The following is a 24,782-nucleotide window of genomic DNA, read 5'->3' as shown; positions in this document are numbered from 1 at the left end:
ACTCTGGGCGCGTGAACGAGATGCCCCGGGATCACCGGCCCGCGAAGTCCGTACGAGTGCTCCTCGCCGAGGACCAGGGCATGATGCGGGGCGCTCTCGCGCTGCTGCTCGGGCTGGAGGAGGACATCGAGGTCGTCGCGCAGGTCGCGACCGGTGACGCGATCGTCGGGACGGCGCTGGAGACACGGCCCGACGTGGCGCTGCTCGACATCGAACTGCCGGGCCGCAGCGGCCTGGACGCGGCGGCCGACCTGCGCGCGCAGTGCCCGGACTGCCGGGTCCTGATCCTGACGACGTTCGGCAGGCCGGGCTATCTGCGCCGGGCGATGGAGGCGGGCGCGGCCGGATTCCTGGTCAAGGACGGTCCGGTGGAGGATCTCGCGGAGGCGGTCCGGCGGGTCCTGCGCGGCGAGACGGTCATCGACCCGGCCCTGGCGGCGGCCGCACTGAGCGCGGGCCCGAACCCGCTGACGACCCGCGAGTGCGACGTCCTGAAGGCGTCCGTGGACGGGGCCACGGTCTCCGACATCGCGGGCAAGCTCCATCTGTCGGAGTCGACGGTGCGCAACTATCTGTCCTCGGCCATCGGCAAGACAGGGACCCGTAACCGCATGGAGGCGATGCGGGAGGCGCGCCGGCAGGGGTGGCTGTGACGGCCTCCCGGCCCCTCAACCCCCGCTCTGCCGGGCCTCCTTCGCGCGCGGCATCCACGTCACCAGCAGGATCACCGCCACCAGGAGGATCCCCGCACCCCATCGGAACGCGGCCGCGTACCCGTCGGTGAGGTCCTCGGCTCCGGTTCCCCCGCCGGAGCGGTCGGCCGCCACGGTCGACAGGATCGCGAGCCCCAGCGAACCGCCCAGCGTCCGGGAGGTGTTGACGAGCCCGGACACCAGACCGGCGTCCCCGGGCGCGGCCCCCGACGTGGCGAGCGAGGCCAGCGGCGTCATCGCGAGCCCGGCGCCCGCCATCATCACCATGCCCGGCAGCATGATCGCGGTGACGTAACCGCCGTGCGGACTCATCGTCGACTGCCAGGTGAACCCGGCGGTCGTGACGAGTACGCCGGACACCGCGACGGCCCGCGCGCCCACGCGACGCATCAGGCGCGGGGCGATCTTAGACCCGGCGACGACGGCGAGCGAGCTGGGGACGAGGGCGAGGCCGGCCTCGATCGGGGTGTAGCCGAGGACGTTCTGCGCGTAGAGGGTCATGAAGAACCACATCGCGAAGCTGCCCATGCCGCACACGAACATCGCCGCGTTGGCCGCCGCGACCGCGCGGACGCGGAAGAGGCCGAGCGGCATCAGCGGCAGCCGTGTGCGCGCCTCGACCGCGAGGAACGTCACGATCAGCGCCAGGGCGACGCCGAGCGGCACCAGGGTGGCGGCGGCGCCCCAGCCCTCGGCCTCGGTCTGGACGACGCCGTAGGCGAGGGTCGCGGTGCCCGCCGTGACGAGGACGGCGCCCGGCAGGTCGAGGCGCCGCTCGCCGCCCGCCTTCGACTCCCGGATCCAGCGGGCGGCGGCCGTGAACACCAGGGCGCCCAGAGGAACGTTGATCAGCAGCACCCAGCGCCAGTCGAGGCCCTCGGTGAGCACGCCGCCGACGAGGCCGCCGGCCGCGCCGCCGCCCGCCCCGACGGCGGTCCAGGTCGCGATGGCCCGGGCGCGGGCGGCGCCCTCGGGGACGGCGGACGTCAGGATGGTGAGCGTCGACGGCGCGAGGACCGCGGCGCCGAGCCCCTGGACGGCGCGGGCGGCGAGGAGCTGCCAGCCCTCCTGCGCGAGGCCGCCCGCGAGGGAGGCGAGCGTGAAGAGCCCGAGCCCCACGAGGAACATCCGCTTGCGCCCGAACAGGTCGCCGGCCCGCCCGCCGAGCAGCATGAACCCGGCGAACGCGATCGAGTAGGCGTTGACCACCCATTGCAGCCCGGTGGCGCTGAGCCCCAGGTCCGCTCGCATGGACGGCAGGGCGACATTGACGACGGAGACGTCGAGGACGACGAGGAACTGTCCGGCGCAGGCGGCGGCCACGACGAGCCAGGTGGGCGGCGCTGCCTTGCGGGCTATCGCGGTGTCGACAGGGGCTTCAAGCATGAGTGTCATGGTCTCAGTCCGCTGTCGGTCCGTACATCAGGATTTCGGCGCACCCGGCGCTGGTCCCCGGGGACTAGGGCCTGTCGTCACATTCCCGTCGTCCGCCCGAGGGGTGGGCCCGGCGGCGTCTGGTGCGTGCGATCGCAAGGCGCCGGAGAGCCCTTGTAGCGGAGCTACCAGGGCTTTTCGGCAACGCCGCGAGCGGGCGTGCCAGACGCCGCCGGGCAGACGGGAATGTGACGACAGGTCCTAGGACCCGTCCTCAGGTCCTACGACCTGCGCAGCATCGTCACGACGGCGGCGCCGCCCAGTCCGATGTTGTGGGCGAGTCCGACGCGGGCGTCCGGGACCTGTCGCGCACCGGCCTCGCCCCTCAACTGCCAGGTGAGTTCCGCCGCTTGGGCGATGCCGGTGGCGCCGAGCGGGTGCCCCTTGGAGATGAGGCCGCCCGACGGGTTCACGACCCAGCGTCCGCCGTACGTCGTCGCGCCCTCCTCGACGAGCTTGCCGGAGGCGCCCGGCGCGCACATCCCGAGCGCTTCGTAGGTGAGGAGTTCGTTGACGGAGAAGCAGTCGTGCAGCTCGATCACGTCGACGTCCTCGACGCCGAGCCCGGACGCCTCGTAGACGCGGGTGGCGGCGGCGCGCGACATGGGCTGTCCGACGACGTCGATGCAGGAGCCGGAGGCGAAGGACTCCCCCGTGTCGGTCGCCATGGCCTGCGCGGCGATCTCGACGGCCCTGTCCCCCAGGTCGTGGAGTTCGACGAACCGCTCCGACACGACGACGGCCGCCGCCGCGCCGTCCGAGGTGGGCGAGCACTGGAGCTTGGTGAGCGGCGCGTGAATGGTCTTCGCGGCGAGGATCTCGTCGACGGTGTACGGGTCCTGGAACTGGGCGTACGGGTTGTTCACGGAGTGCCGGTGGTTCTTGGCCCCCACGGCGGCGAGCTGTGCCTCTGTCGTGCCGTGCCTCTCCATGTGCTCGCGGGCCGCGTCGCCGAAGATCTGGGCGGTGGGCGGGGACATCTCGAAGCCGTGCTTCGCGGCCATGATGCCGTAGTGCCGGGCGACCGGTGACGTCTTGAAGTCTCCCCCGTCGGCTCCCCCGCCGAGCGCGCCGCGCTGCATCTTCTCGAAGCCGAGTGCCAGCACGCAGTCGTTGATGCCGCCCTCGACGAACTGCCGGGCGAGCATCAGCGCGCTCGATCCCGTCGCGCAGTTGTTGTTGACGTTGTAGACGGGGACGCCGGTCAGGCCGAGTTCGTAGACCGCGCGCTGCCCGGCGGTCGAGGCCTGGAAGCAGTAGCCGACGGGGACCTGCTCCACGTCCTCGTAGGAGACGCCGGCGTCGTCGAGGGCCTTGGACCCGGCCTCCTTCACCATGTCCCAGTACTGCCAGTCGCGGCTCTCGGGCTTCTCGAACCTGGTCATCCCGACGCCGACTATGTACGCCTTGCCCATGGAAACGGCCTCCTGCCAGTATCTGACGAGTCGTCAGATACTGGCAGGAGGGGGCCGCCGAGGGAAGGGCTTCCCCGCTCCCCGCTCCGGCCTGATCCGAATGAAGGGCCCTAGCGGAAGGCGGCGTGACCCGTGAGCGCCTGGCCGAGGGCGAGGGTGTGCATCTCGGTCGTGCCCTCGTAGGTGAGCACGGACTCCAGGTTGTTGGCGTGGCGGATCACCGGGTACTCCAGCGAGATGCCGTTGGCGCCCAGGATCGTGCGGGCGGTGCGGCAGATCTCGATGGCCTCACGCACGTTGTTCAGCTTGCCGAAGCTGATCTGCGCCGGGTGGACACCGGCGGGCGAGTCCTTCAGGTCGGCCAGGCGCAGCGCCGTCAGCGTCGCCTTGTGCAGTTCGAGCGCCATGTCCACGAGCTTCTGCTGCGTGAGCTGGAACGCGGCGATCGGCTTGCCGAACTGCGTGCGCTGGCCCGCGTAGTCGGCGGCCGCCTGCCAGGCCGAGCGCGCGGCACCGGTGACGCCCCACACGATGCCGTAACGCGCCTCGTTCAGACAGGTCAGCGGCGCGCCCACGCCCCGCGCCTCGGGAAGCCGGGCGGACGCGGGCAGGCGCACGCCGTCGAGGACCAGCTCACTGGTCACGCTCGCCCGCAGCGACATCTTGTGCTTGATCAGCGGCGCCGAGAAGCCGGGGGTGTCGGTGGGCACGACGAAGCCGCGCACGCCGTCCTCGGTCTGCGCCCACACGACGGCGACGGCCGCGACCGAGCCGTTCGTGATCCACATCTTGCGGCCGTCGAGGATCCAGTCGTCGCCGTCACGCCGGGCGCGCGTCGTCATGGACGACGGGTCGGAGCCGTGGTCGGGCTCGGTCAGGCCGAAGCAGCCGATGGCCTCGCCCGCCGCCATGCGCGGCAGCCACTCCTGCTTCTGCTCCTCGGAGCCGAAGCGGTGGATCGCGAACATGGCCAGCGAACCCTGCACGGACACGAAGGAGCGCAGACCGGAGTCCGTCGCCTCCAGCTCGCGGCACGCGATGCCGTAAGCGCGGGCCGACATGCCGGCGCACCCGTAGCCCTCCAGGTGCATGCCGAGCAGGCCCATCTTGCCGAACTCGCGGGCGAGTTCGGGCAGGGCGGGCAGCTCCCCGTTCTCGAACCACTCGGCGATGTGCGGCTCGACCTTGTCGTCGAGGTACTGGCGGACCGTGTCGCGCACGGCCCGCTCCTCGTCGGTGAAGAGCGCTTCGAGGTTCAGCGGGTCGACGGGGTCGAGGGCGGCGAACGGCATGATCAGGCTCCTTGAGGGTGGTCGAGCAGGCGGGCGATGGCGGACTCGTCGTAGCCGAGTTCGGTGAGTATGTCCCGGCTGTGCAGGCCGAGGGTGGGCGGGGCGGTGCGCACCGCGGGGCGCTCGCCGCGGAAGGTGACGGGGAACGCGACCTGCTGGAGCGGGCCCACCTCCGGGTGGTCGACCTTCTGCACCATGCCGAGCGCCTCGGTCTGCGGGCAGTCGTAGACCTCGTCGAGGGTGCGGATCGGCGCGACCGGGACGCCGCGCGGCTTCAGCAGGGCGCACCAGTTGGCCACGGTGTCGTCGACGAGGACGGACTCGAGCTTGGCGTTGAGGGCCGTTCGGTGCGTGACGCGGGCGCGGTTGGTGGCGAAGCGCGGGTCGTCGGCCCACTCCGGGTGGCCGAGCGCCTCGCTCAGTCTGCGGAAGAGGCCGTCGCTGCCGACGGCGATCACGAAGTGCCCGTCGGACGCCGGATAGGCCTGGTACGGGACGAGGCTCGGGTGGCCGGAGCCGAGGCGGGTGGGCCGCTCCCCGGTGGCGAAGTAGCCGGTCGCCCAGTTGATGTGCAGGGCGAGCTGGGACTCGTACAGGGAGGTGGTGACGTACTGGCCGTGGCCCGTGCGCTCGCGTTCGACGAGTGCCGCGTTGACACCGATGAGGCCGAAGAGGGCGGCGCCCAGGTCTCCCATCGCGTACCCGGCCTTCACGGGCGGCCCGTCGGGCTCGCCGGTCAGGGACATCAGGCCGGCCGACGCCTGGGCCACCATGTCGTAGCCGGGCTCGTCGCGCAGGGGGCCCGTGTCGCCGAACGCGGAGATGTGCAGGATGACCAGCCGCGGATAGAGCTCGCTGAGTTCTCGGTAGTCGAAGACACGGGCGAGCGAGCTGCCGGGACGGAAGTTCTCCACCATCACGTCCGCGTCGGCGAGCATGCGGTGGACGGCCTCCTGCCCCTCGGGGGACTTGAGGTCGAGGGTGACCGAGCGCTTGTTGCGGTTGGCGGCCAGGTAGTAGGTCGCGTCGGGGCCGTTGAAGGGCGGGCCCCACGCGCGCGTCGGGTCGCCGCCGTCGGGGTGCTCGACCTTGATGACGTCGGCGCCGAGGTCGGCGAGCGACATGGTGACGTAGGGCCCGGCGAGGATCTTGGACAGGTCCACGACCTTCATACCGGCCAGCGGTGCGGCGGGGCGGGGCTGCTCAGGCATGTGCGGCGGACTCCTTGACCGTGTTCTCCTCGGGGGCGACGTGTCCACCCTCGGCCAGTTCGGCCAGGTGGTCCAGTGCGTCGCGGGGCGGGGTGTCCGGGTCGTCGAGGAGCGCGGTGCAGGTGCGGGCGACGAGGAGGGCGCGACCGTTGCCGCCGGCCTTCGCCTCATGGGCGGCCTGGTCGTACAGGAGGGTCTCCATGACGGCGCGCGTGAGCTCGTCGGCGTACCGGCCGATCCTCATCTCCTGCTCGTCGGCGGGGAGTTCGAGGAGGCCGTCACCCTTCTTGCGCAGCAGCTCCCAGCGGCCCCGCGTCTCGACGCGGTCGCCGTACGCGTCGGCGAGGGTGCGGTGGGCCCCCTGGCGGCGCATGCAGCGCAGCACGTCGAGCGCGATGACGTTCGAGGAGCCCTCCCAGATGGAGCCGAGGTGGGCGTCGCGCACGAGCCGGGGGTTGACCCAGTCCTCGATGTAGCCGTTGCCGCCGCGGATCTCCATGGCCTCGCCGGTGACGGAGCGGGCGCGCTTGCACAGGGTGTGCTTGGCGAGCGGGGTGAGGACGCGGACGAGCGCGCGGGCCACCCCTTCTTCACCACGGGCGGCCTCTTCGTCGGCGGCCGTCAGGCGGGCGGCCGCCTCCAGGACGAGCGCGAGCGCCCCCTCCGTGTCGATGATCATCGGCAGGAGCGTGGCCCGCATCAGGGGCTGCTCGAAGAGCGGCTTGCCGAAGACGTGGCGGACACGCGTGTGGTCCACGGACTCGCGGACGGCGCGGCGCATCAGGGCGGTGGCGCGCATGGCGTTGGACAGCCGCGAGACGTTGAGCATCTCGGCCATCTGCCGGAATCCGTCCGCGAGCCGGCCGACGGGGGTCGCGTACGCCTCTTCGAGGGTGACCTCGCCGCTCGCGATGGACTTCGAGCCGAGCTTGTCCTTGAGGCGGTCGATGCGGATCGCGTTACGGGTGCCGTCGGGGCGCAGGCGCGGGACGAGGAACATGCCGAGGCCGCGGGTGCCCTCGCCCTGGCCGGGGACACGGGCGAGGGTGAGGATCACGTCGGCGCCCGGGTTGGACGCGAACCACTTCTTGCCGGTGAGCGTCCAGTGCGTGCCCTGGTCGGTGGCGACGGTCTCCGTCAGGCCGACGTCGGTGCCGCCCTGCTTCTCCGTCATGAACATCGCGCCGGTGGCCCGCAGTTCGGGGTCGGTGGAGGAGAGGGCGGCGATCTCGGCCGCGTACCGCTCGGGATCGAACAGGCGCAGGACGCGGGCGGCCGAGTCCGTCATCGACAGGGGGCAGGCCATGCCGAACTCGGACTGCACATAGAGGTAGGACAGGGCGTACTTGACGGTGTGCGGGACCTTGGACGGCCAGCCGTGGACGCCGGGGCGGTGCGACATCGCGGCGAGCCCGAACTCCTCGTAGGCGATGGCGGCGGCGCGGTCGTGGGCCGGGTGGTACGCGATCTCGTCGACGCGCTCGCCGCCGGGGGCGTACTGGACGAGGCGGGGCGGATGGGCGTCGGCGAGTGCGGCCTGCCGGTCGAGGTCGCCGGCCGCGAGCGCGCCGAGTTCGGTCAGGAGCGGCTCGACGCGGGCGCGGTCGTCGGCGGACAGGACACGGTCGAGGAAGGGGCGCAGCGCGGGGTCGCGGTCGGCGTAGTTCATCGGGGGATCACTCCGGGTCAGGCGTGGGAGGCGGTGCGGGTGGTGACGGCGGCGGGCTCCGGCGCGGCGGCGGTGCGGGCGAGCAGCGGCAGGACACCGACGAGGGTCACGAGGGTGTAGCCGAGGCCGAGCGCGACGACGGGCCAGATCGAGCCGGTGGAGTTGAGCAGGTACTGGGAGACGATCGGCGCGGTCCCGGCGAACAGCGTCGTGCAGAGCTGGTAGGAGAGGGACATGCCCGTGTAGCGGACCTCGACGGGGAAGACTCGCGCGAGGATGCCGGCGAGCGCCGCGTAGTACATGGCGTGCGGGAAGGTGGCGAGGCCCATGCCGAGGACGGCCAGCCAGAAGTTTCCGGTCCCGACGAGAACGAACATCAGCGGCAGCACGACGAATTCGGGCAGCAGCATCCACAACACGGCCTTGCGCACGGGCCACTTGCTCGCGAGGACGGCGCCGAAGGGCTGCACGACGACCTGCACGACCAGGGCGAGCGAGATGACGGTCAGGAACGACGTGCGGTCGAAGCCGAGGTCGGAGGTGGCCCAGGAGAGGGCGAACGTCGTCTTGACGTAGGTGATCGCGACACCGGCCGTACCGGCGAGCACACCGAGCAGGACCAGCATCGGCGAGCGGGTCAGGACGTCCTTGATCGGCAGCTTGGACGTCTGCTTGCGCTCCAGAGCCGCGGCCATCTCGGGGGTCTCGGCGAGCCGCAGGCGGATGAACAGGCCGACGGCGACGAGCACGGCGGAGAAGAGGAACGGGACGCGCCAGCCCCAGGACTCGAAGGCGGCGTCGGGGAGCTGGGCGATGCCGAGGAAGGCGAGCGTGGCGAGAAGGTTGCCCACGGGCGAGCCCTGCTGGGCGAACGCCCCGTACAGGAGCTTGCGCTTGGGCGGGGCGTACTCGGTGGCGATGAGGACGGCGCCGCCCCACTCGCCGCCCATCGCGACGCCCTGGATCATGCGCAGCAGCACGAGGAGGACGGGCGCGGCGGCGCCGATCCGGGCGTAGCCCGGCAGCAGCCCGACGCAGAAGGTGGCGGCGCCCATCATGGTGAGCGTGGTGACGAGGGCCTTCTTGCGGCCGTAGCGGTCGCCGAAGTGGCCGAAGATCAGGCCGCCGAGGGGGCGGGCCAGGAAGCCGACCCAGAAGGTGGCGAAGGCGGCGAGCGTGGCTACGGCCGGCGAGGCCTCGGCGAAAAAGATCTTGCCGAGGACCAGCGCGGATGCGGAGCCGTAGATGTAGAAGTCGAACCACTCGATGGTGGTCCCGACGAAGGCGGTGACGCCGGCGCGGCGGGCGTCACGGGCCTGGGTTGCGCTGACCCCAGGGACTGGGGCGTCGTGCTGCATGACGAGCGTCCTCTCGTAGCGGCGTCCCGCCGGAGAGGGGACGGGCCGGAGAGGCGGGGTCACCGAGCGGCCGGGGACCGTCCACGTTCCCCGCCCGGCGCTCATCGCTCCGTCGCGAGACGTGGATCACTCTGCACCCGCTCATTAGGATGTGTCCAAGACCAATACCGGGCTCCAGTCAGACGTCATCCATCAAGATAAGGAGCGTCACGCGCCGGCGTCGGGCGCGTCCGGGGGCGTCGGCAGGACGTCCTCCGCCACGCGCAGGACCGCCTGGAGCGGCGCCGAGCGGTTTCCGGTGCGCCAGCCGAGGGCGATGGGGAGTACCGGCACGTCGTCCCCGACCAGCGGGCGGAACACGACGTGTTCCAGATGGATGGCGCGCGCGGACGCCACGACGACGGCGAGCCCGACGCCCGCCCCGACGAGCGCGAGCATGTTGTACGAGTCCGGCGCCTCCTGCGCGATCCGCGGGGCGAACCCGGCGTCGTGGCAGGCCTGCACCATGGCCTCGCGCACCGCCGAGCCACGGGCGACAGGGAACGTCACGAACGGCTCGTGCGCCAGCTCGGCGAAGTGGACCTCGTCCTGCCGGGCGAGCGGATGACTGTCGGGCAGGGCGAGGACGAGGCGTTCCATCCGCACGACGCGCGCGGTGATTCCGCGCCGCACCGGGAGAGCCACGAACCCCACGTCGAGGGACCCGTCCGCGATCCTCCCGAGCGCCTCACCGGTGTAGGTCTGGCCCTCCAGCACCAGCTCGATGCCGGGGAGTTCGGAGTTGACGGCGCGGGTGAGCAGCGGCAGCGCGGAGTAGCTGCTGGCCCCGGCGAACCCGACGGTGACCCGCCCCACCTCCCCGAGGTGCGCGGCCTGCACGGTCCTGCGCACCGCCGAGGCCTCGGCGAGCAGATGCCGGGCGGGCCCGAGCAGCGCGTGCCCGGCGGCGGTGAGCCGCACGGTCCGGGTGGTCCGGTCGAACAGCTTGACGCCCAGATCCCGCTCCAGCAGCTTGATCTGCTGACTGAGCGGCGACTGCGCGATGTGCAGCCGCTCGGCGGCCCGCCCGAAGTGCAGTTCCTCGGCGACGGCGACGAATCCTGAGAGGTGTCTGAGCTCCACGCGGCGACGATACGGCCCTCGGGCGGCCCGGACGCCGCCGAGCCCGGACCCCCGTGAACCCGCTCCTCAGTCGCGAGGCAGCCCCAGGATCCGTTCCGCCACCACGTTCAACTGCACCTGCGTGGTGCCGCCGGCGATCGTCAGGCAGCGCGACATCAGGAACCCGTGCAGCGCCCGCTCCCCCGGCCCCTCCCCGAGTGCGCCCTCGGGGCCGAGGAGTTCCAGCGCGAGTTCGGCGACCTTCTGCTGGTGCGGCGTCTGCACCAGTTTCCGTACGGACGCCCCGGGGCCGGGCTCCGCGCCGGCCACCTGCCGCATCGTCGTGCGCAGCCCGATGCAGGCCAGGGCGTGCGCCTCCGTGGCGAGCGCGCCGATCCGCGCCCGGTACGCGCCGTCGAGCGCTCCGGCGCGGGCGATCAGTGCCTCCAGGCCCGTGTCGAAGGTCAGCTGGTCGGCCATGTGCACCCGTTCGTTGCCGAGCGTGTTCCGGGCGACACGCCAGCCGTCGTCCACCCGCCCCACCACGGCGTCCTCGGGCAGGAGCACGTCGTCGAAGTACACCTCGTTGAAGAGCGAGTCCCCGGTGATCTCCTTCAGGGGCCGTATGTCGATGCCCTCGGTCCGCTTCATGTCGACGACGAAATAGGTGAGCCCTTTGTGCTTGGGGGCGTCCGGGTCGGTTCGGGCGAGCAGGATCCCGTGGTCGGCCCACTGGGCGGCGCTCGTCCACACCTTCTGTCCGTTGACGCGCCAGCGCCCGTCCTCGGTGCGCTCGGCCTTCGTCCGCAGCGAGGCCAGGTCGGAGCCCGCGCCGGGTTCGGAGAACAGCTGGCACCACAGGACGTCGCCGCGCAGGGTGGGCAGCAGATAGCGGTCCCGCTGCTCCGGGGTGCCGTAGGCGAGGAGCGAGGGAACGACCCAGGTCCCGATGCCGAGATCGCTGACACGGACGCCCGCGGCGGCGAGCTCCTGCTGTACGGCGAGCTGCTGGACGGGGCCCGCGCCGAGGCCGTACGGCTCGGGCAGGTGCGGCGCCGCGTACCCGGCGGGTGCGAGGGCGCGGCGGGCGGCGCCCGGGTCGAGGCCGCGTACCCCCTCGACGGCCTCGCGGGCCCGCGCCCGGAACGCCTCGGCCTCCGCCGGCAGCTCCAGGCGCAGCTCGCGCCGCGCCCCGCCCTCCGCGAGCCGCACCGCCCGCAGCCGGTGCGCGTCCCCCGCGCCGAGCAGCTGCCGCGCGACGACGGCCCGCCGCAGATACAGATGCGCGTCGTGCTCCCAGGTGAACCCGATCCCGCCGAGGACCTGCACACAGTCCTTGGCGCAGGAGTACGCGGCATCGAGCGCGGCCCCGGCGGCGAGAGCCACGGCCAGCTCACGCGCCGCGCCCTGCTCCGCCCCCTCGACGGAACGCGGCGCCTCGGCGCCGGCCGGCTCCTGCTCCCCCTCCGCGCCGGTCCGGCCCGCCGCCCGCGCCGCGTCCCACACCAGCGCCCGGGCCTGCTCGACCCGGACGAGCATGTCCGCGCACAGGTGCTTGATGCCCTGGAACTGTCCGATCGGCCGGCCGAACTGCTCCCGGACCTTCGCGTACTCCGCCGCCGTGTGCAGCGCCCATGCCGCGACGCCGCACGCGTCGGCCGCGAGGACGACGGAGGCCAGGTCACGGACGGTGGCCGTGTCGACGGCGAGGATCCGGGCGCCGGGCACCAGGGCGCCCCGGGCGATGATCTCCGCGGTGGGGCGGGTGGGATCGGCGCTCTCGTGGACGCGGACCCCGATTCCGGCGGTGCCCGCGTCGACGGCGACCCACACGGTCCCGGTCGCGGACTCGGCGGCCAGGAGGAGCAGGTCGGCGTCGCCCCCGGACAGGACGGGCGGCGCCGTCCCGTCGAGGACGAGCCCGTCGGACACGGTGACGGCGGTCAGCGTGCCCGTACCGAGGGCGACGGCGCCGATGCGGTCGCCGGACGCGACAGACGCGGCGAGGCCACGGGCCTCCGCGTGGCGCAGGACCAGCGAGGCGGCGGCGTTGGCCGCGAAGGGCCCGGGCAGCGCGGCCCGCCCCGCCTCTTCGAGGACGACCGCGAGGTCGACGAGGTCGCCGCCCCCGCCGCCGTACTCCTCGGGGAGATGGAGGCCGAGCAGCCCCTGTCCCGCGAGTCCGTCCCAGTGGGCGGGGCGGCCCGCGGGGGCCGCGGGGGCGTCGAGCAGTTTGCGCACTTCCTCGGGCGGTACGGCGCGTGCGAGCCAGCCGCGCACGGCGTCCGACAGCTCCTCTTGCTCCTGCGTGATCGCGATGCCCATGCGGCGCACGGTAGAACACGTTCCAATCTGACGGAAGGTCAGAAAGCGAGCGAGGCATGTAATCAAAAGGTAAAGACCTTCAAGACTTCCCCTTGTACGACACCCGTCGGAATAGTCGCCCCAGGTAACGGGTTCAGCTTCCACGTACCCGACGCGCGAAACCCGCCGCCCGCGCGACGCCTGAACTCTCTGCCCCCGGAGGCACTACGTAATGACGCAGACGACCCAACGGCCGACCGCGCAACGCGGAATACGCGGAGTCGTCCCCGTACTCGCCTTCGCCGGTATCACCGTCGCGGTGATGCAGACGCTTCTCGTACCGGTCATCAAGGACCTCCCGGTCCTGCTCGGCACCGCCCCCTCCAACGCGACCTGGGTCATGACCTCGACCCTCCTCGCGGGCGCCGTCGCCACGCCGATCATGGGCCGCCTCGGCGACCTCTACGGCAAGCGCCGGATGCTGCTCACCAGCCTCGCGATCATGGTCATCGGCTCGCTCGTCGCGGGCTTCACCAGCGATCTCCTCGTGATGATCGTGGGCCGCGCCCTCCAGGGCTTCGCCATGGGCGCCATCCCCCTCGGCATCGGCCTGATGCGCGACGAGCTGCCGCGCGAGAAGCTCGGGTCCGCGATGGCCCTGATGAGCTCCTCCATCGGCGTCGGCGGCGGACTCGCGCTCCCGCTGGCGGCCCTCGTGGCCCAGCACGCCGACTGGCACGCCCTCTTCTTCGGCGCGGCGGGCCTCGGCGTCGTCGCGATCCTGCTCACCCTCGTCTTCGTCCCGGAGAGCTCCGTCAAGGCCGAGGGCAGCTTCGACGTCCTCGGCGCACTCGGCCTGTCCGCCGGGCTCGTCCTCTTCCTGCTGCCGATCACCAAGGGCAGCGACTGGGGCTGGACCGACCCGATGACGCTCGGCCTGTTCGGCGCGGCCTTCGTCGTGCTCGTGCTGTGGGGCGTGATGGAGCTGAGGCTCAAGGCCCCGCTCGTGGACCTGCGCACCACGGCCCGGCGCGAGGTGCTCCTCACCAACCTCGCCTCGATCATGGTCGGTGTCGCGTTCTACGCGATCTCGCTCGTCCTCCCGCAGCTCCTCCAGCTGCCGAGGACGACCGGCTACGGCCTCGGCCAGTCGATGGTCGTCGCGGGCCTGTGCGTGGCGCCGCTCGGCCTCACGATGATGCTCACGGCCCCCGTGTACGCGCGCCTCTCCGCGAAGTACGGCCCGAAGATCACCCTGATCCTCGGCATGCTGATCATCGCGATCGGCTACGGCGCCGGCCTCGGCCTGATGAGCGCCGCCTGGCAGACCATCATCATCTCGGTGGTCGTGGGCGCCGGCATCGGACTCGCGTACTCCTCGCTGCCCGCCCTGATCATCGGCGCCGTCGACGCGTCCGAGACGGGTGCGGCCAACGGCCTCAACACCCTGATGCGGTCCATCGGCACCTCGGTGTCGAGCGCCGTGATCGGCATGGTCCTCGCCAACACGGCGAACCACGTCGGCGGCGCGGCCGTGCCCACCCTGCACGGCTTCCACATCTCGTTCCTGATCGCCACCGGCGCGGTCGCCATGGGCGTCCTGCTCGCCGTCTTCCTGCCGAAGCAGCGACAGGCGACCAAGCCGCAGCTGCGCGCCAGCAGCGAGGAGGACGCGGCACTGGAGCGCGCCGAGAAGGTCGAGTGGGAGTCCGCCCTGCTCGAGCCGGGCCGAGAGCCCAGGGGATTCCGCGGCCAGGTCCTCGACGCGGCGGGCCTGCCCGTCGCCCGGGCCAAGGTCACGCTGATCGACCGGCGCGGCCGCCAGGCGGGCGCCGCGCTCACCGACCACGAGGGCCGTTACGCCCTGGAGGTCCCGGCCGGCGGCTCGTACGTGCTGGCCGCAACCGCCGGCGGGCACGCGCCGCGGGCCTCCGCGGCGACGCACCACGGCGAGGACCGGCCGGTCGACGTCGACCTGGCCCTGGAGCTCATCGCGCAGGAGAGTCGAACCGCGGCGCGCAGCTGAGCAGTTCGGAGACATCGGAGCCGACCGGCAGCTCCTTCGGGGACGCGTCGCGGGTGAAGAGGCGGGCAGCACGCTCGCCCTGAACCGCGGCGCGTTCGCCGTTCACCCGCAGCCAGGACCCCTCACGCAGGCCGAGCACCGGCACATCGTTCTCCTCCAGGAACTCGGTGAGGCGCTCCTCGCGGGTCTCGCCCTTGTGCGTGGAGGCCGGGTCCGGGTCCAGGTAGTGCGGGTTGATCTGGAAGGGGACGAGGCCGAGCGCCTCGAACGACGGGGGCTGCACGATCGGCATGTCGTTGCTCGTGCGCAGGCTGGGCGCCGCCATGTTCGTGCCGGCGCTCGCGCCCATGTAGGGCAGGCCGCCGCCGACCGCCTTGATCAGGGCGTCGCGCAGACCGGTGCGGTAGAGGGCGCTCAACAGCCGGAAGGAGTTGCCGCCCCCGATGAACACGGCGTCGGCGGCGGCGAGTTCGGCCACCGGGTCGTCGCCCTCGTGCACGCCGCGCACGCCGATCCCGGCGCCTTCGAGCGCGCCCCGCACCCGGTCCGTGTACGTGTCGTGGTCCGCGAGGGCGTACGGCACGAACGCGAGCCGGGCCTTCGGGGGCAGGAAGCCGGTGACGGTGTCCAGGGCGTGTGCGAGGTAACCGCGGCCGTACTGGGTGGAGTTGGAGAGCAGCAGCAGGTTCAAGGGAGTAACTCCTCAGGAGTGGAACGGCACTTCAGGGCCGGGGGGCGGGGCTGGAGGGGCTTCAGGGCGGCGGGCTTCAGGGCAGAGGGTTCAGGACTGCGGGTTCAGGACTGCGGGGCGCGCGGCTTGCGCGTGCGCTGCGGGGGATGGGTGAGCCGCTTCTCCAGCAGGCTCGCCGCCTTGCGCAGGGCGTCGAGCCGGCCCTCGGGCCCGTCGGCGAAGCGCTCCTTGGCGCCGCCGAGGCTGAGGCTGCCGTAGGCCTCGCGGCCCAGGAAGACCGGCACGGCGACCGTGGCGATCCCGGCGTCGTACTCGCCGACCGTCCAGGCGTAGCCCTGGGCGCGCACCTGCACCAGCTCCCGCTCCAGCTCGTCCGGGTCGGTGACCGTGCGGTCGGTGAAGCGGGCCATGGGGCGGCCGCGGAAGAGCCGGTGGCGCTGCTCGTCGGGCAGGAACGCGTAGAAGGATTTGCTGGTGGCTCCGGCGTGCGCCGGATACAGCTCGCCGACCAGAGGGTAGTAGCGCAGCGGCCCCGACTCGCCCTCGACGGCGGCGACGCAGCGCATGTGGAAGCTGTCCGGCAGACAGAACAGGACGGTGTCGCCGGTCGCCCGGCCCAGCTCCTCGAGGACGGGCGCGGCGAGCAGCTCGAGCGAGCCCGAACGCTCCCACATCCGGCCGAGCCGCAGCACGGCGGGGCCCATCCGGTAGCGGCGCGTCGCCGGGTCGGAGACCAGGAAGCCGCGGCCGGCGAGCGTGGACAGGAGTCGCTGCGCCACCGAGGTGTCCCAGCCGAACTCCGCCGCGATCTCGGTCACGCCCCAGTCCGGCCGTGTCCGCTCGAAGGCGAGCAGCACGAGCAGGGCCCGGTCGACCGTCTGCAGCGCGCCGGCGGGCGTCCTGCGGTCCAGCGGGATCTCACTCATCGCCACACCTCTCAAGATCTACGCATCTCAGCATGCAGACCTTAATTGCAGATAACGGGAAACAGTTGCCGACAACGCTAACCGATCCCGAATCTGCTGTCAGCACCACCCGACCTGGAGTGAGTGTCGGGAGCGAGAGAGGCCGCCCAATGCTGAAGTACGTCCTTGACATCGTCGAACTCCTCGACGACCCGAACGCCGACGGCAAACGCGCCGTGGAGTACCTCGACTCGGTCGCGGGCCCGCAGGGCTCCGGCGCCGAGGTCACCACCGTCACCGGCGAGCGCGGCTCGACCGACTTCGTGCTGGTACGGATCCCGGGCAGCTCGGGACGCACGAGCGGCGGCCCGTCCCGCACGCTCGGCGTGGTCGGCCGCCTCGGCGGCGTCGGCGCCCGGCCCGAGATGACGGGCCTGGTCTCCGACGCGGACGGCGCCGCCGCCGCGCTCGCCACCGCGGCCAAGCTGCTCGACATGCGCCGCAAGGGCGACGTGCTGCCGGGTGACGTCATCGTCGCCACGCACATCTGCCCGGACGCGCCGACCGCGCCGCACGACCCGGTCCCCTTCATGGATTCCCCGGTCGACATCGCCACGATGAACCGGCACGAGGTCACCGGCGAGATGGAGGCCGTGCTCTCCATCGACACCACCAAGGGCAACCGGATCATCAACCACAAGGGCCTGGCCCTGTCCCCCACCGTCAAGGAGGGGTGGGTGCTGCGGGTCAGCGAGGCGCTGGGCGAGCTGCTCGCGGTCGTCACGGGTGAGCCCTTGGTCACATATCCGGTGACCACACAGGACATCACGCCGTACGGTAACGGTGCACATCACATCAATTCGATCCTCCAGCCGGCCACGGCGACCCCCGCTCCGGTCGTCGGCCTCGCGGTCACCTCGGCCGCCGCGGTCCCCGGCTGCCAGACCGGCGCGAGCCATGAGACCGACATCGCCAGTGCCGCACGCTTCGCCGTAGAGACGGCCAAGGCGTACGGGGGCGGCCGCCTCGACTTCCACGACGAGGCGGAGTTCGACAACCTCGTGAGCCGCTACGGCTCCCTGTCCCACCTTCAGACGCTCGGCCGTGAGAGCCGTGAGCCCCGGGAGTCCTCATGACCGCCACCACAGCTCAGAAGCCGGGCACGAACCTGGGCAGCGACGACTACTCGCTCTCCCGCGTCCCGCGCGAGCAGCGCCTCGGCTTCTGGACGATGCTGCTCCAGTGGCTCGCCCAGTCGGGTTCCATCTCGCAGTTCACGCTGGGCGCCACCATCGGCGTCGGCATGACCTTCGGGAACGCGTTCCTCGCCTTCACGCTCGGCGCGGTCATCCTCGAAGTGGTGATCTTCGCGATCGGCCTGGCCGGCATGCGCGAGGGCCTCGCGACCCCGATGCTGACCCGCTGGATCGGCTTCGGCCGCAACGGCTCCGCGCTGGTCAGCTTCGTCATCGCCGTCAGCCTCGTCGGCTGGTTCGGCGTGCAGAACACGATCTTCGGCAACAGCGTGTCCGCGCTCGTCGGCGGCCCGTCCTGGATGTGGTGCGTGGCCGCGGGCCTCGCCATCACCGTCCTGGTCATCTTCGGCTTCCGCTACATGGCGCTCTTCGCGAAGATCGTCACCCCGCTGTTCTTCGCCATGGTCGCCTGGTCGGTCACGGACGCCCTGACGGACCACTCCATCGGCGACCTGATCAGCTCGCCGGCGCCGGGTCAGACGATCCCGCTCGCCGTCGCGGCCACCGCCATCGCGGGCGGATACATGACCGGCGCGATCGTCTCGCCCGAGATGACCCGCTACAACCGCAAGGGCTCGCACGTCTTCCTGCAGAGCGCCTCGTCGATGATCCTCTCCGAGTACATCGTCGGCCTCACGGGCGTACTGCTCGGCCACCTGGTGAAGTCCAGCGAGGTGTCGCACATCGTGCTCTCCACCTCGGGCGCCTTCGGTGTGATCGTGGTCCTGATGTCCACCGCGAAGATCAACGACTGGAACCTGTACGGCTCCTCGCTCGGCGTCGTCAACTTCTTCCAGGTCGTCTTCGGCAAGCGCCTGCACCGCGGCGCGGTCACCGTGGCCCTCGGCCTCGCGGGCACCCTGCTCTCGGCCGTCGGCATCATGACCCACTTCACCGAGTTCCTGTCCGTGCTCGGCGTCGCCATCCCGCCCATCGGCGGCATCATCGTGGCCGAGTACTGGGTCGTACGGCGCATGCGCAAGCCGCTCGACGAGACCCGCGAGGCCGGGACACTGCCCGCGTCGTCGCCGACCTGGGTGCCCTTGTCGATCGTGATCTGGATCGCCGCGTTCTGCGTCGGCAAGTACGTGACCGTCGGCATCCCGGCGCTCAACTCGCTCGCCACCGCCTTCGTCCTGTACTCCGTCCTCGGCCTCCTCGGCCTCGTGCGGCCGTACGGCACCTCCCCCCTGGACGACGAGGACACCGTCCCCGCCGCCCCCGAAGCGACCCCCTTGGGAGCGGCATGAACACCCCCGGCACCCTGACCCCCGCGTCCGAAGAGGCCCAGGCCGAGGTCGTCGGACTGTGCGCGGAGCTGATCCGCTTCGACACGTCCAACCCGACGAGCGACGAGCGCGCCTGCGCCGACTGGGTCGTGGCCCGCCTCGCCGAGGCCGGCATCGACTCGACCCTCGTCGAGAGCGCGCCGGGCCGGGCGAACGTCATCGCCCGTATCCCCGGCGCGGACAGCACCCGCGGCGCCCTCCTCGTGCACGGCCACCTCGATGTCGTGCCCGCCGACGCCGCCGAGTGGCAGGTGCCGCCCTTCTCCGGCGAGATCCGCGACGGCTACCTGTGGGGCCGCGGCGCGATCGACATGAAGGACACGGTGGCCGTGATGCTGGCCACCGCCCGCCACTTCGCCCGCACCGGCACCCGCCCCTCGCGGGAGATAGTCCTCGCGTTCCTCGCCGACGAGGAGGCGGGCGGCAAGTTCGGCGCGCACTGGCTCGTCGAGCACCACCCGGAGCTCTTCGCGGGCGTCACCGAGGCGATCGGCGAGGGCGGCGGATTCTCGTACGCGCTCGACGACACCCAGCGCATCTACCCGATCGAGAACGCCCAGCGCGGCATGGCCTGGATGGAGCTCACGGCGACCGGCCGGGCCGGCCACGGCTCGTCCCCCAACGACGAGAACGCGGTCACCGACCTCTCCGAGTCCCTGACCCGCATCGGCCGCCACACGTTCCCGATCCGCCTCATCGAGCCCGTACGGGCGCTGCTGGCCGAGGCCGCCGAACTCAAGGGCGTGAAGATCGACTTCGAGGCCGACGACCTCGACGCCGAACTCGCCAAGCTGGGACCGGTCGCCGACTTCATGCAGGTGGTGCTCCGCAACTCCGCGAACCCCACCATGTTCACCGCCGGTTACCAGACGAACGTCATCCCCGGCAAGGCCACCGCCCGCGTCGACGGCCGCTTCCTGCCCGGCCACGAGCAGGAACTCGTCGACACCATCGACGAGTTGCTCCTGCCGTCCGTGCGGCGCGAGTGGGTCAATCACGACATCGCCATGGAGACGACGTTCGACGGCCCGCTCGTCGACGCCATGTGCGCGGCCGTGCGCGCCGAGGACCCCGACGGCCACCCGGTCCCGTACTGCAACCCGGGCGGCACCGACGCCAAGGCCTTCACCAAGCTGGACATCCGCTGTTTCGGCTTCAAGGGCCTCAAGCTGCCGCACGACCTGGACTACGGCCGCCTCTTCCACGGCGTCGACGAGCGCGTCCCGCTGGAGGGCCTGCGGTTCGGCGTCCGCGTCATGACCCGCCTCTGGCAGAGCTGCTGACCCGCGGCTCCCCCGATCGCCCCTGACCCGGGCTCACCCCCCGTACGCCCCCGCCGCACCCAGCGACGGGGGCGTACGGCAGCATGGGCGGCCTTGCACACATGCCTAGGACAGGGGAACCACCATGAGCGCGGCGCCCAAGCCGGAGATCCTCGCCGCCTTCGAGGCCGCCAAGGGGTTCATGCCGCTCGGCGAGGGGCTGGCGCTCTACGCGGCCGCCGCCGAGGCCGCCGCGCTCGGGCTCCCGCTCCTGGAGGTCGGCACGTACTGCGGGCGCTCCACGATCCTGCTCGCCGACGCGGCCCGCCAGGCCGGGGTGAGCGCGCTCACCGTGGACCACCACCGCGGCAGCGAGGAGCAGCAGCCGGGCTGGGACTACCACGACCCGGAGACCGTCGACCCGGTCGTCGGCCGCATGGACACCCTCCCCACGTTCCGGCGCACGCTGCACGCGGCCGGCCTGGAGGACCACGTCATCGCCCTCGTGGGCCGCTCCCCGCAGGTCGCCGCCGTCTGGGGCGGCCCGCTCGGCCTCGTCTTCATCGACGGCGGCCACACCGACGAGCACGCCACCGCCGACTACGAGGGCTGGGCCCCGCACGTCGCCGAGGGCGGTCTCCTGCTCATCCACGACGTGTTCCCGGTCAAGATCGACGAGTGGACGGGCCAGGCCCCGTACCGCGTCTACCTCAGGGCTCTGGAATCCGGCGCGTTCACCGAGGTCTCGGCCACGGACTCCCTGCGCGTCCTGCGCCGGACAGGCCCCGGGATCTGACAGGAGCCTGTGTCCGGGACCCGGTCACAGGCTCCCTGCGCGTCCTGCGCCGGACAGGCCCCGGGATCTGACAGGAGCCTGTGTCCGGGACCCGGTCACAGGCTCCGACCGTTAGGCTCGGTCACGTGTCATACGTAGGTCCGGACAGCGACGGTTTCTTCGACGGCGACGGGGACGGCCCCCGGCGGCCGCGCCGGTTCAGCGGCGGTCCGCTGACCGTGGCGCTCGCCGCGCTCGTGCCCACGGCTCTCGCGGGGTGGCTGATCTGGCAGGTGGTGGGCGGCCCGGGCGAGAACGAGCCCGCGAAGACGCTGCCCGCCGCGAGTCGGTCGTCGACGGCGGGGGCGGAGCCGACGGCCCCCTCCCCCTCGAAGTCCGACGACGGCAAGAAGGGCGACGGGTCGCCGAGCGCCACCCCGTCGAAGCCGAAGCCGTCCGCCTCCTCCGCGAAGCCCGCCGGGTCCGGCCCCCTCAAGGGCAAGGTCGTCGTCATCGACCCGGGCCACAACCCCGGCAACTTCCGGCACACCGCGGAGATCAACCGGCTCGTCGACATCGGGACCAACCGCAAGGAATGCGATACGACGGGCACGTCGACCAACGCCGGCTACACCGAGGCCCAGTTCACCCTCGACGTCTCGCGCCGGCTGCGCACCCTGCTCCAACAGCAGGGCGCCACCGTCGAGTTGACCCAGAACGGCGACCGCCCCTGGGGCCCGTGCGTGGACGAGCGCGCCCGGATCGGCAACAAGGCGCACGCGGACGCGGTGATCTCCGTGCACGCCGACGGCTCCGCGGCGGGCAATCGCGGCTTCCATGTGATCCTTCCCGCATCCGTGAACTCCGGTTCCGCGAACACGACGGCGATCGCGGGCCCCTCGCGCGACCTCGGCGAACGCGTCGCGGGCAACTTCCTGCGCGCCACGGGCTCGGCCCCCTCGAACTACATCGGCGGCGGCACCGGCCTCGACGTGCGCAAGGACCTGGGAGGTCTCAACCTCTCCACCCAGCCGAAGGTGTTCATCGAGTGCGGCAACATGCGCGACGCGAAGGACGCGGCCCTGCTGACGAGCGGCGCCTGGCGGCAGAAGGCGGCGCAGGGGATGTCTGACGGAATCGTGAGTTTCCTGCGCGGGTAGTTGTCACGCTGCGGATCGCGGCAGACACCCCCATCACGCGGACGATAGTGTCTCTCTACGATGGGGCCACCCCCGCGCTTCGCACGGCACAGCAGCGACAGCGACGCCTCCGCCGACGACCGGACGACTGACGAAGGACCACCTGAAGTGAATATCCGCTCCCTCACTCGAGGCGACGGCGTGGTGATCGGAGCAGCGGTGTTGCTGTTCATCGCCTCGTTCCTCGACATCTATTCGATCGACGGGATCTCCAGCAGCGCAGACCTCCCGAACGCGTGGGGGAGCGCACCGCTCCTGTTCAGCGTCTTCCTCGCGGGCATCATCGCCGCGGCGCTGATCGTCGTCGCCCGGGGGCTGCCCACCGTGCCGAAGGTCGCCGGTCTCGACCTCGGCCAGTTCGGCATCGCGCTCGCCGTGTTCTCGGCGTGGAGCGCGCTCGGGAACATCTTCGACCCGGCCGGTGGCTTCAACAACACCGGCGGCAGCTCGGAAAGCATGCTGAGCGCCGGCACCGGCGCCATCCTCGGCCTGATCGCCGCTCTCGTGCTCGCGGGCGCCGCTGTCGCGACGCCGCTCGTGCCCGCGCTGAAGGGTGCCCTCGTCGGCGCCCCGCGTCCGCAGGCCCCGCAGCCGTACGGCGCGCAGCCCGCCGGCGGCTACGGTTACCCGGGCGCCCAGCAGCCGGGCCAGCCCTACGGCGCGCAGCCCGGTCAGCCGGGCCAGCCCTTCGGCGCCGCCCAGCCGCAGCAGCAGGCGGCGCCCGCGCCGCAGGCCGCGCAGGCCCCGGCCGGCGACTTCTCGCCGTTCTGGTTCGCGGTGCCGGTGCCGCGTCCGCTGTACGCCGAGGACGGTTCCCCGACGCCGATCGCCGAGCTGGCGCCCGGCACCTGGTACCTGGCCGTCGAGCAGCGTGGCCCCGGCCTGGTGGCCCAGACGCAGGACGGCCGCCGCGGCGTCCTCCAGGACACGACGGGGATCCAGCGCGGCTGACACCAACCGGCCTTCCGTCACGGCCCCTCGCCCGTCTTCCGGGTGGGGGGCCGTTGTCGTACAGTCGCCCCCGGACCACTGGCTGACGCCACGTCAGAAAGGGGAGCGTCCATGCGACTCGGACTCGCGCTCGGCTACTGGGGCCGCGGTCCCGACCCGCGCCACCTCGAACTCGCCCAGGAGGCCGAGCGGTTGGGCTACGACTCGGTGTGGACCGCCGAGTCCTGGGGCAGCGACGCGTTCACGCCGCTGACCTGGATCGCGGCGCACACCTCGCGCATCCGCCTGGGTACGGCGATCGCGCAGATGGCGGCCCGCTCCCCCACGACGACGGCGATGCACGCGCTCACCCTCGACCACCTGTCCGGCGGCCGCATGATGCTGGGGCTCGGCCTGTCGGGGCCGCAGGTGGTGGAGGGCTGGTACGGGCGGCCGTTCCCGAGGTCGCCGCTCACCGCGACGCGCGAGTACGTCGACGTGGTGCGGCAGGTCCTGCGGCGCGAGGGCCCCGTCGAGACGGACGGCCGCTTCCACACGCACCCGTACCGCGGCGAGGACGCCACCGGCCTCGGCAAGCCGCTGAAGCCGATCACGCATCCCCTGCGCGCCGACCTGCCGGTCCTGCTCGGCGCCGAGGGCCCGAAGAACATCGCGCAGACGACCCGCATCGCGGACGGCTGGCTCCCGCTGTACTGGTCGCCGACGCGCACGGACGCGTACGAGGCCTCCCTCACCGACCTCCCCGAGGACTTCGTGATCGCGCCCATGGCCCGCGTCACGGTATGCGACGACGTCGCCGAGGGGCTGCTGCCGGTGAAGGCGATGCTGGGCTTCTACATCGGCGGCATGGGCCACGCGAAGCGCAACTTCCACGCGGACCTGATGGCGCGCATGGGGTACGCGGACGAGGCCCACCGGGTCCAGGAACTCTTTCTCGCGGGACGGCGCGAGGAGGCCGTGCTGGCCGTGCCGGACGCCTTCGCCGACGAGATCTCGCTGGTCGGCCCGCGCGGGCGTATCGCCGAGCGGCTGGAACTGTGGCGCAAGGGCCCGGTCACCGACCTGCTCGTCCTGGCGCCCGACCCGCACACACTGCGCGTCCTTGCCGAGCTCAACTCGTAGCGGAACACGTCGCGTCGAAGGGCGGACGCCGGGGCCTGTCGTTCGGATCAGGCCCCCTGGGGTCTTTCGTTCGGATCGGGCCGGACCAGGGAGCGGGTGACGGTGCCGTGCGTCGCAAGGCTAGGAGCCCGAGGACAGTTCCTTGGCCGACGGCACCTTGTCCTTCACCTCGGCACCCGCGCTCTGGCCCGCGTCCTTCACCCCGTTGATGACATCGTCGAAGGAGTTGACGACGGAGTCCGTGCCCTCGCCCTTGCGCAGCTTGGACGGCAGGTCCTTCAGCTTGTCGATGCCCGCCGTGAGCGGCGCGACGGCCTTGGAGAGCAGCGGGTCGCCCTTCGCGTTCTTCACGGCCGCCTTCAGCCTGTTGTACGCGAACGCGCCCGCGACACCGGCCTTGACGAGGGCGAGCTTGCGCCCACTGGCGCCCTTCTTGAACTTGCCTTTGCGGTACGGCTTGATGATCCACTGGTAGGTGGCGCCGGCCGCGAGCCCCGCGTTGGCGACGAAGCGCGTCTTGGCGAACTTCTGCTTCTCGGCGGAGGTGGTGGGGGTCGGTTCCGCCACCGCCGCGGCCACGGTGCTGGCCGGCTCCTTGGCCTTGGTGGCGTTGCCGCCGCCGCACGCCGTCCCGCCCATGAGGAGCGCGGAGCTGACGGTGAGCGCCACGACAGCGCGACGCAGGGGCAGGGTGGAACCGGTCACGGCGAACCTCCAGGGCACGGTGCTGCTGTTCCCTGGCAGCGTCTCCCGGCCCCTACGGCCGCGCGACCCGGGCGAGCCCGTACGGGTTTCACCCGCCCGTGAGC

The 24,782-nt window shown here is 72.0% G+C and carries 20 protein-coding genes; 9 read left to right on the top strand and 11 right to left on the bottom strand.

Annotated features, from left to right (window positions below; genetic code table 11):
• Positions 1 to 20 precede the first annotated feature (20 nt).
• On the top strand, positions 21 to 653 hold the full coding sequence (locus tag ACFC96_RS14915; RefSeq protein WP_376263096.1) for a response regulator: 633 nt from the start codon (positions 21 to 23) through the stop codon (positions 651 to 653).
• Positions 654 to 668: 15 nt separating this feature from the next.
• Here the strand turns inward: ACFC96_RS14915 and ACFC96_RS14910 are convergent, their stop codons facing one another.
• The 8 genes from ACFC96_RS14910 to ACFC96_RS14875 form a co-directional block, all read right to left on the bottom strand.
• A complete protein-coding gene (locus tag ACFC96_RS14910; protein ID WP_376612571.1) occupies positions 669 to 2,108 on the bottom strand; it encodes an MFS transporter in 1,440 nt (479 codons plus the stop codon).
• Positions 2,109 to 2,368: 260 nt separating this feature from the next.
• The gene (locus ACFC96_RS14905; protein WP_376262779.1) at positions 2,369 to 3,562 is read right to left on the bottom strand and encodes a lipid-transfer protein; all 1,194 of its coding nucleotides are present in this window, start codon (positions 3,560 to 3,562) and stop codon (positions 2,369 to 2,371) included.
• A gap of 110 nt (positions 3,563 to 3,672) precedes the next feature.
• On the bottom strand, positions 3,673 to 4,854 hold the full coding sequence (locus ACFC96_RS14900) for an acyl-CoA dehydrogenase family protein (protein ID WP_376262782.1): 1,182 nt from the start codon (positions 4,852 to 4,854) through the stop codon (positions 3,673 to 3,675).
• A gap of 2 nt (positions 4,855 to 4,856) precedes the next feature.
• Positions 4,857 to 6,065 (bottom strand): CaiB/BaiF CoA transferase family protein, encoded by a 1,209-nt coding sequence (locus ACFC96_RS14895; protein WP_376612569.1) that lies wholly within the window; start codon positions 6,063 to 6,065, stop codon positions 4,857 to 4,859.
• Entirely contained in the window at positions 6,058 to 7,734 is a 1,677-nt protein-coding gene (locus tag ACFC96_RS14890) for an acyl-CoA dehydrogenase family protein (protein ID WP_376612567.1), read from the bottom strand. The genes ACFC96_RS14895 and ACFC96_RS14890 overlap by 8 nt, the downstream gene beginning before the upstream one ends.
• A 17-nt stretch (positions 7,735 to 7,751) precedes the next feature.
• A complete protein-coding gene (locus tag ACFC96_RS14885) occupies positions 7,752 to 9,092 on the bottom strand; it encodes an MFS transporter (protein WP_376612565.1) in 1,341 nt (446 codons plus the stop codon).
• 207 nt (positions 9,093 to 9,299) lie between these two features.
• Complete coding sequence (locus ACFC96_RS14880; protein ID WP_376262794.1) at positions 9,300 to 10,214, bottom strand: LysR family transcriptional regulator; 915 nt, start codon at positions 10,212 to 10,214, stop codon at positions 9,300 to 9,302.
• A 66-nt stretch (positions 10,215 to 10,280) separates the two neighbouring features.
• Positions 10,281 to 12,518 (bottom strand): acyl-CoA dehydrogenase, encoded by a 2,238-nt coding sequence (locus ACFC96_RS14875; protein ID WP_376612563.1) that lies wholly within the window; start codon positions 12,516 to 12,518, stop codon positions 10,281 to 10,283.
• Between the two features lie 211 nt (positions 12,519 to 12,729).
• Here ACFC96_RS14875 and ACFC96_RS14870 point away from each other — a divergent pair, with 211 nt between their 5' ends.
• A complete protein-coding gene (locus ACFC96_RS14870) occupies positions 12,730 to 14,523 on the top strand; it encodes an MFS transporter (RefSeq protein ID WP_376612561.1) in 1,794 nt (597 codons plus the stop codon).
• Here ACFC96_RS14870 and pepE read toward each other — a convergent pair.
• Both pepE and ACFC96_RS14860 read right to left on the bottom strand, forming a co-directional pair.
• Positions 14,486 to 15,214 carry a dipeptidase PepE gene (pepE, locus tag ACFC96_RS14865; RefSeq protein WP_376262801.1) on the bottom strand — a complete coding sequence of 243 codons (729 nt, stop codon included), beginning with the start codon at positions 15,212 to 15,214 and terminating at the stop codon, positions 14,486 to 14,488. The genes ACFC96_RS14870 and pepE overlap by 38 nt on opposite strands.
• A 104-nt stretch (positions 15,215 to 15,318) precedes the next feature.
• Positions 15,319 to 16,140 carry an IclR family transcriptional regulator gene (locus ACFC96_RS14860; RefSeq protein WP_376262804.1) on the bottom strand — a complete coding sequence of 274 codons (822 nt, stop codon included), beginning with the start codon at positions 16,138 to 16,140 and terminating at the stop codon, positions 15,319 to 15,321.
• Between the two features lie 149 nt (positions 16,141 to 16,289).
• Between ACFC96_RS14860 and ACFC96_RS14855 the strand changes: the two genes are divergently transcribed.
• The 7 genes from ACFC96_RS14855 (at position 16,290) to ACFC96_RS14825 (ending at position 23,973) form a co-directional block, all read left to right on the top strand.
• Positions 16,290 to 17,255 (top strand): DUF1177 domain-containing protein, encoded by a 966-nt coding sequence (locus tag ACFC96_RS14855; protein ID WP_376262807.1) that lies wholly within the window; start codon positions 16,290 to 16,292, stop codon positions 17,253 to 17,255.
• Positions 17,252 to 18,625 (top strand): cytosine permease, encoded by a 1,374-nt coding sequence (locus ACFC96_RS14850; protein WP_376612559.1) that lies wholly within the window; start codon positions 17,252 to 17,254, stop codon positions 18,623 to 18,625. The genes ACFC96_RS14855 and ACFC96_RS14850 overlap by 4 nt, the downstream gene beginning before the upstream one ends.
• On the top strand, positions 18,622 to 19,947 hold the full coding sequence (locus ACFC96_RS14845) for a M20/M25/M40 family metallo-hydrolase (protein WP_376262813.1): 1,326 nt from the start codon (positions 18,622 to 18,624) through the stop codon (positions 19,945 to 19,947). The genes ACFC96_RS14850 and ACFC96_RS14845 overlap by 4 nt, the downstream gene beginning before the upstream one ends.
• Positions 19,948 to 20,071: 124 nt before the next feature.
• Entirely contained in the window at positions 20,072 to 20,722 is a 651-nt protein-coding gene (locus ACFC96_RS14840; RefSeq protein ID WP_376612557.1) for a class I SAM-dependent methyltransferase, read from the top strand.
• Positions 20,723 to 20,847: 125 nt separating this feature from the next.
• The gene (locus ACFC96_RS14835; protein ID WP_376612556.1) at positions 20,848 to 21,861 is read left to right on the top strand and encodes an N-acetylmuramoyl-L-alanine amidase; all 1,014 of its coding nucleotides are present in this window, start codon (positions 20,848 to 20,850) and stop codon (positions 21,859 to 21,861) included.
• 147 nt (positions 21,862 to 22,008) lie between these two features.
• Complete coding sequence (locus ACFC96_RS14830; protein ID WP_376612554.1) at positions 22,009 to 22,851, top strand: hypothetical protein; 843 nt, start codon at positions 22,009 to 22,011, stop codon at positions 22,849 to 22,851.
• A 111-nt stretch (positions 22,852 to 22,962) separates the two neighbouring features.
• Positions 22,963 to 23,973, top strand: coding sequence for an LLM class F420-dependent oxidoreductase (locus ACFC96_RS14825; RefSeq protein ID WP_376612553.1), 1,011 nt, complete (start codon positions 22,963 to 22,965; stop codon positions 23,971 to 23,973).
• A gap of 120 nt (positions 23,974 to 24,093) precedes the next feature.
• Here ACFC96_RS14825 and ACFC96_RS14820 read toward each other — a convergent pair whose 3' ends face one another.
• Positions 24,094 to 24,612: a hypothetical protein gene (locus ACFC96_RS14820; protein ID WP_376612703.1), complete on the bottom strand. Its 519-nt coding sequence runs from the start codon at positions 24,610 to 24,612 to the stop codon at positions 24,094 to 24,096.
• Positions 24,613 to 24,782: the final 170 nt, after the last annotated feature.

This window comes from Streptomyces sp. NPDC055955 (assembly GCF_042270245.1).
GTDB lineage: Bacteria > Actinomycetota > Actinomycetes > Streptomycetales > Streptomycetaceae > Streptomyces.
This window is presented reverse-complemented; position numbering and strand designations above follow the sequence as displayed.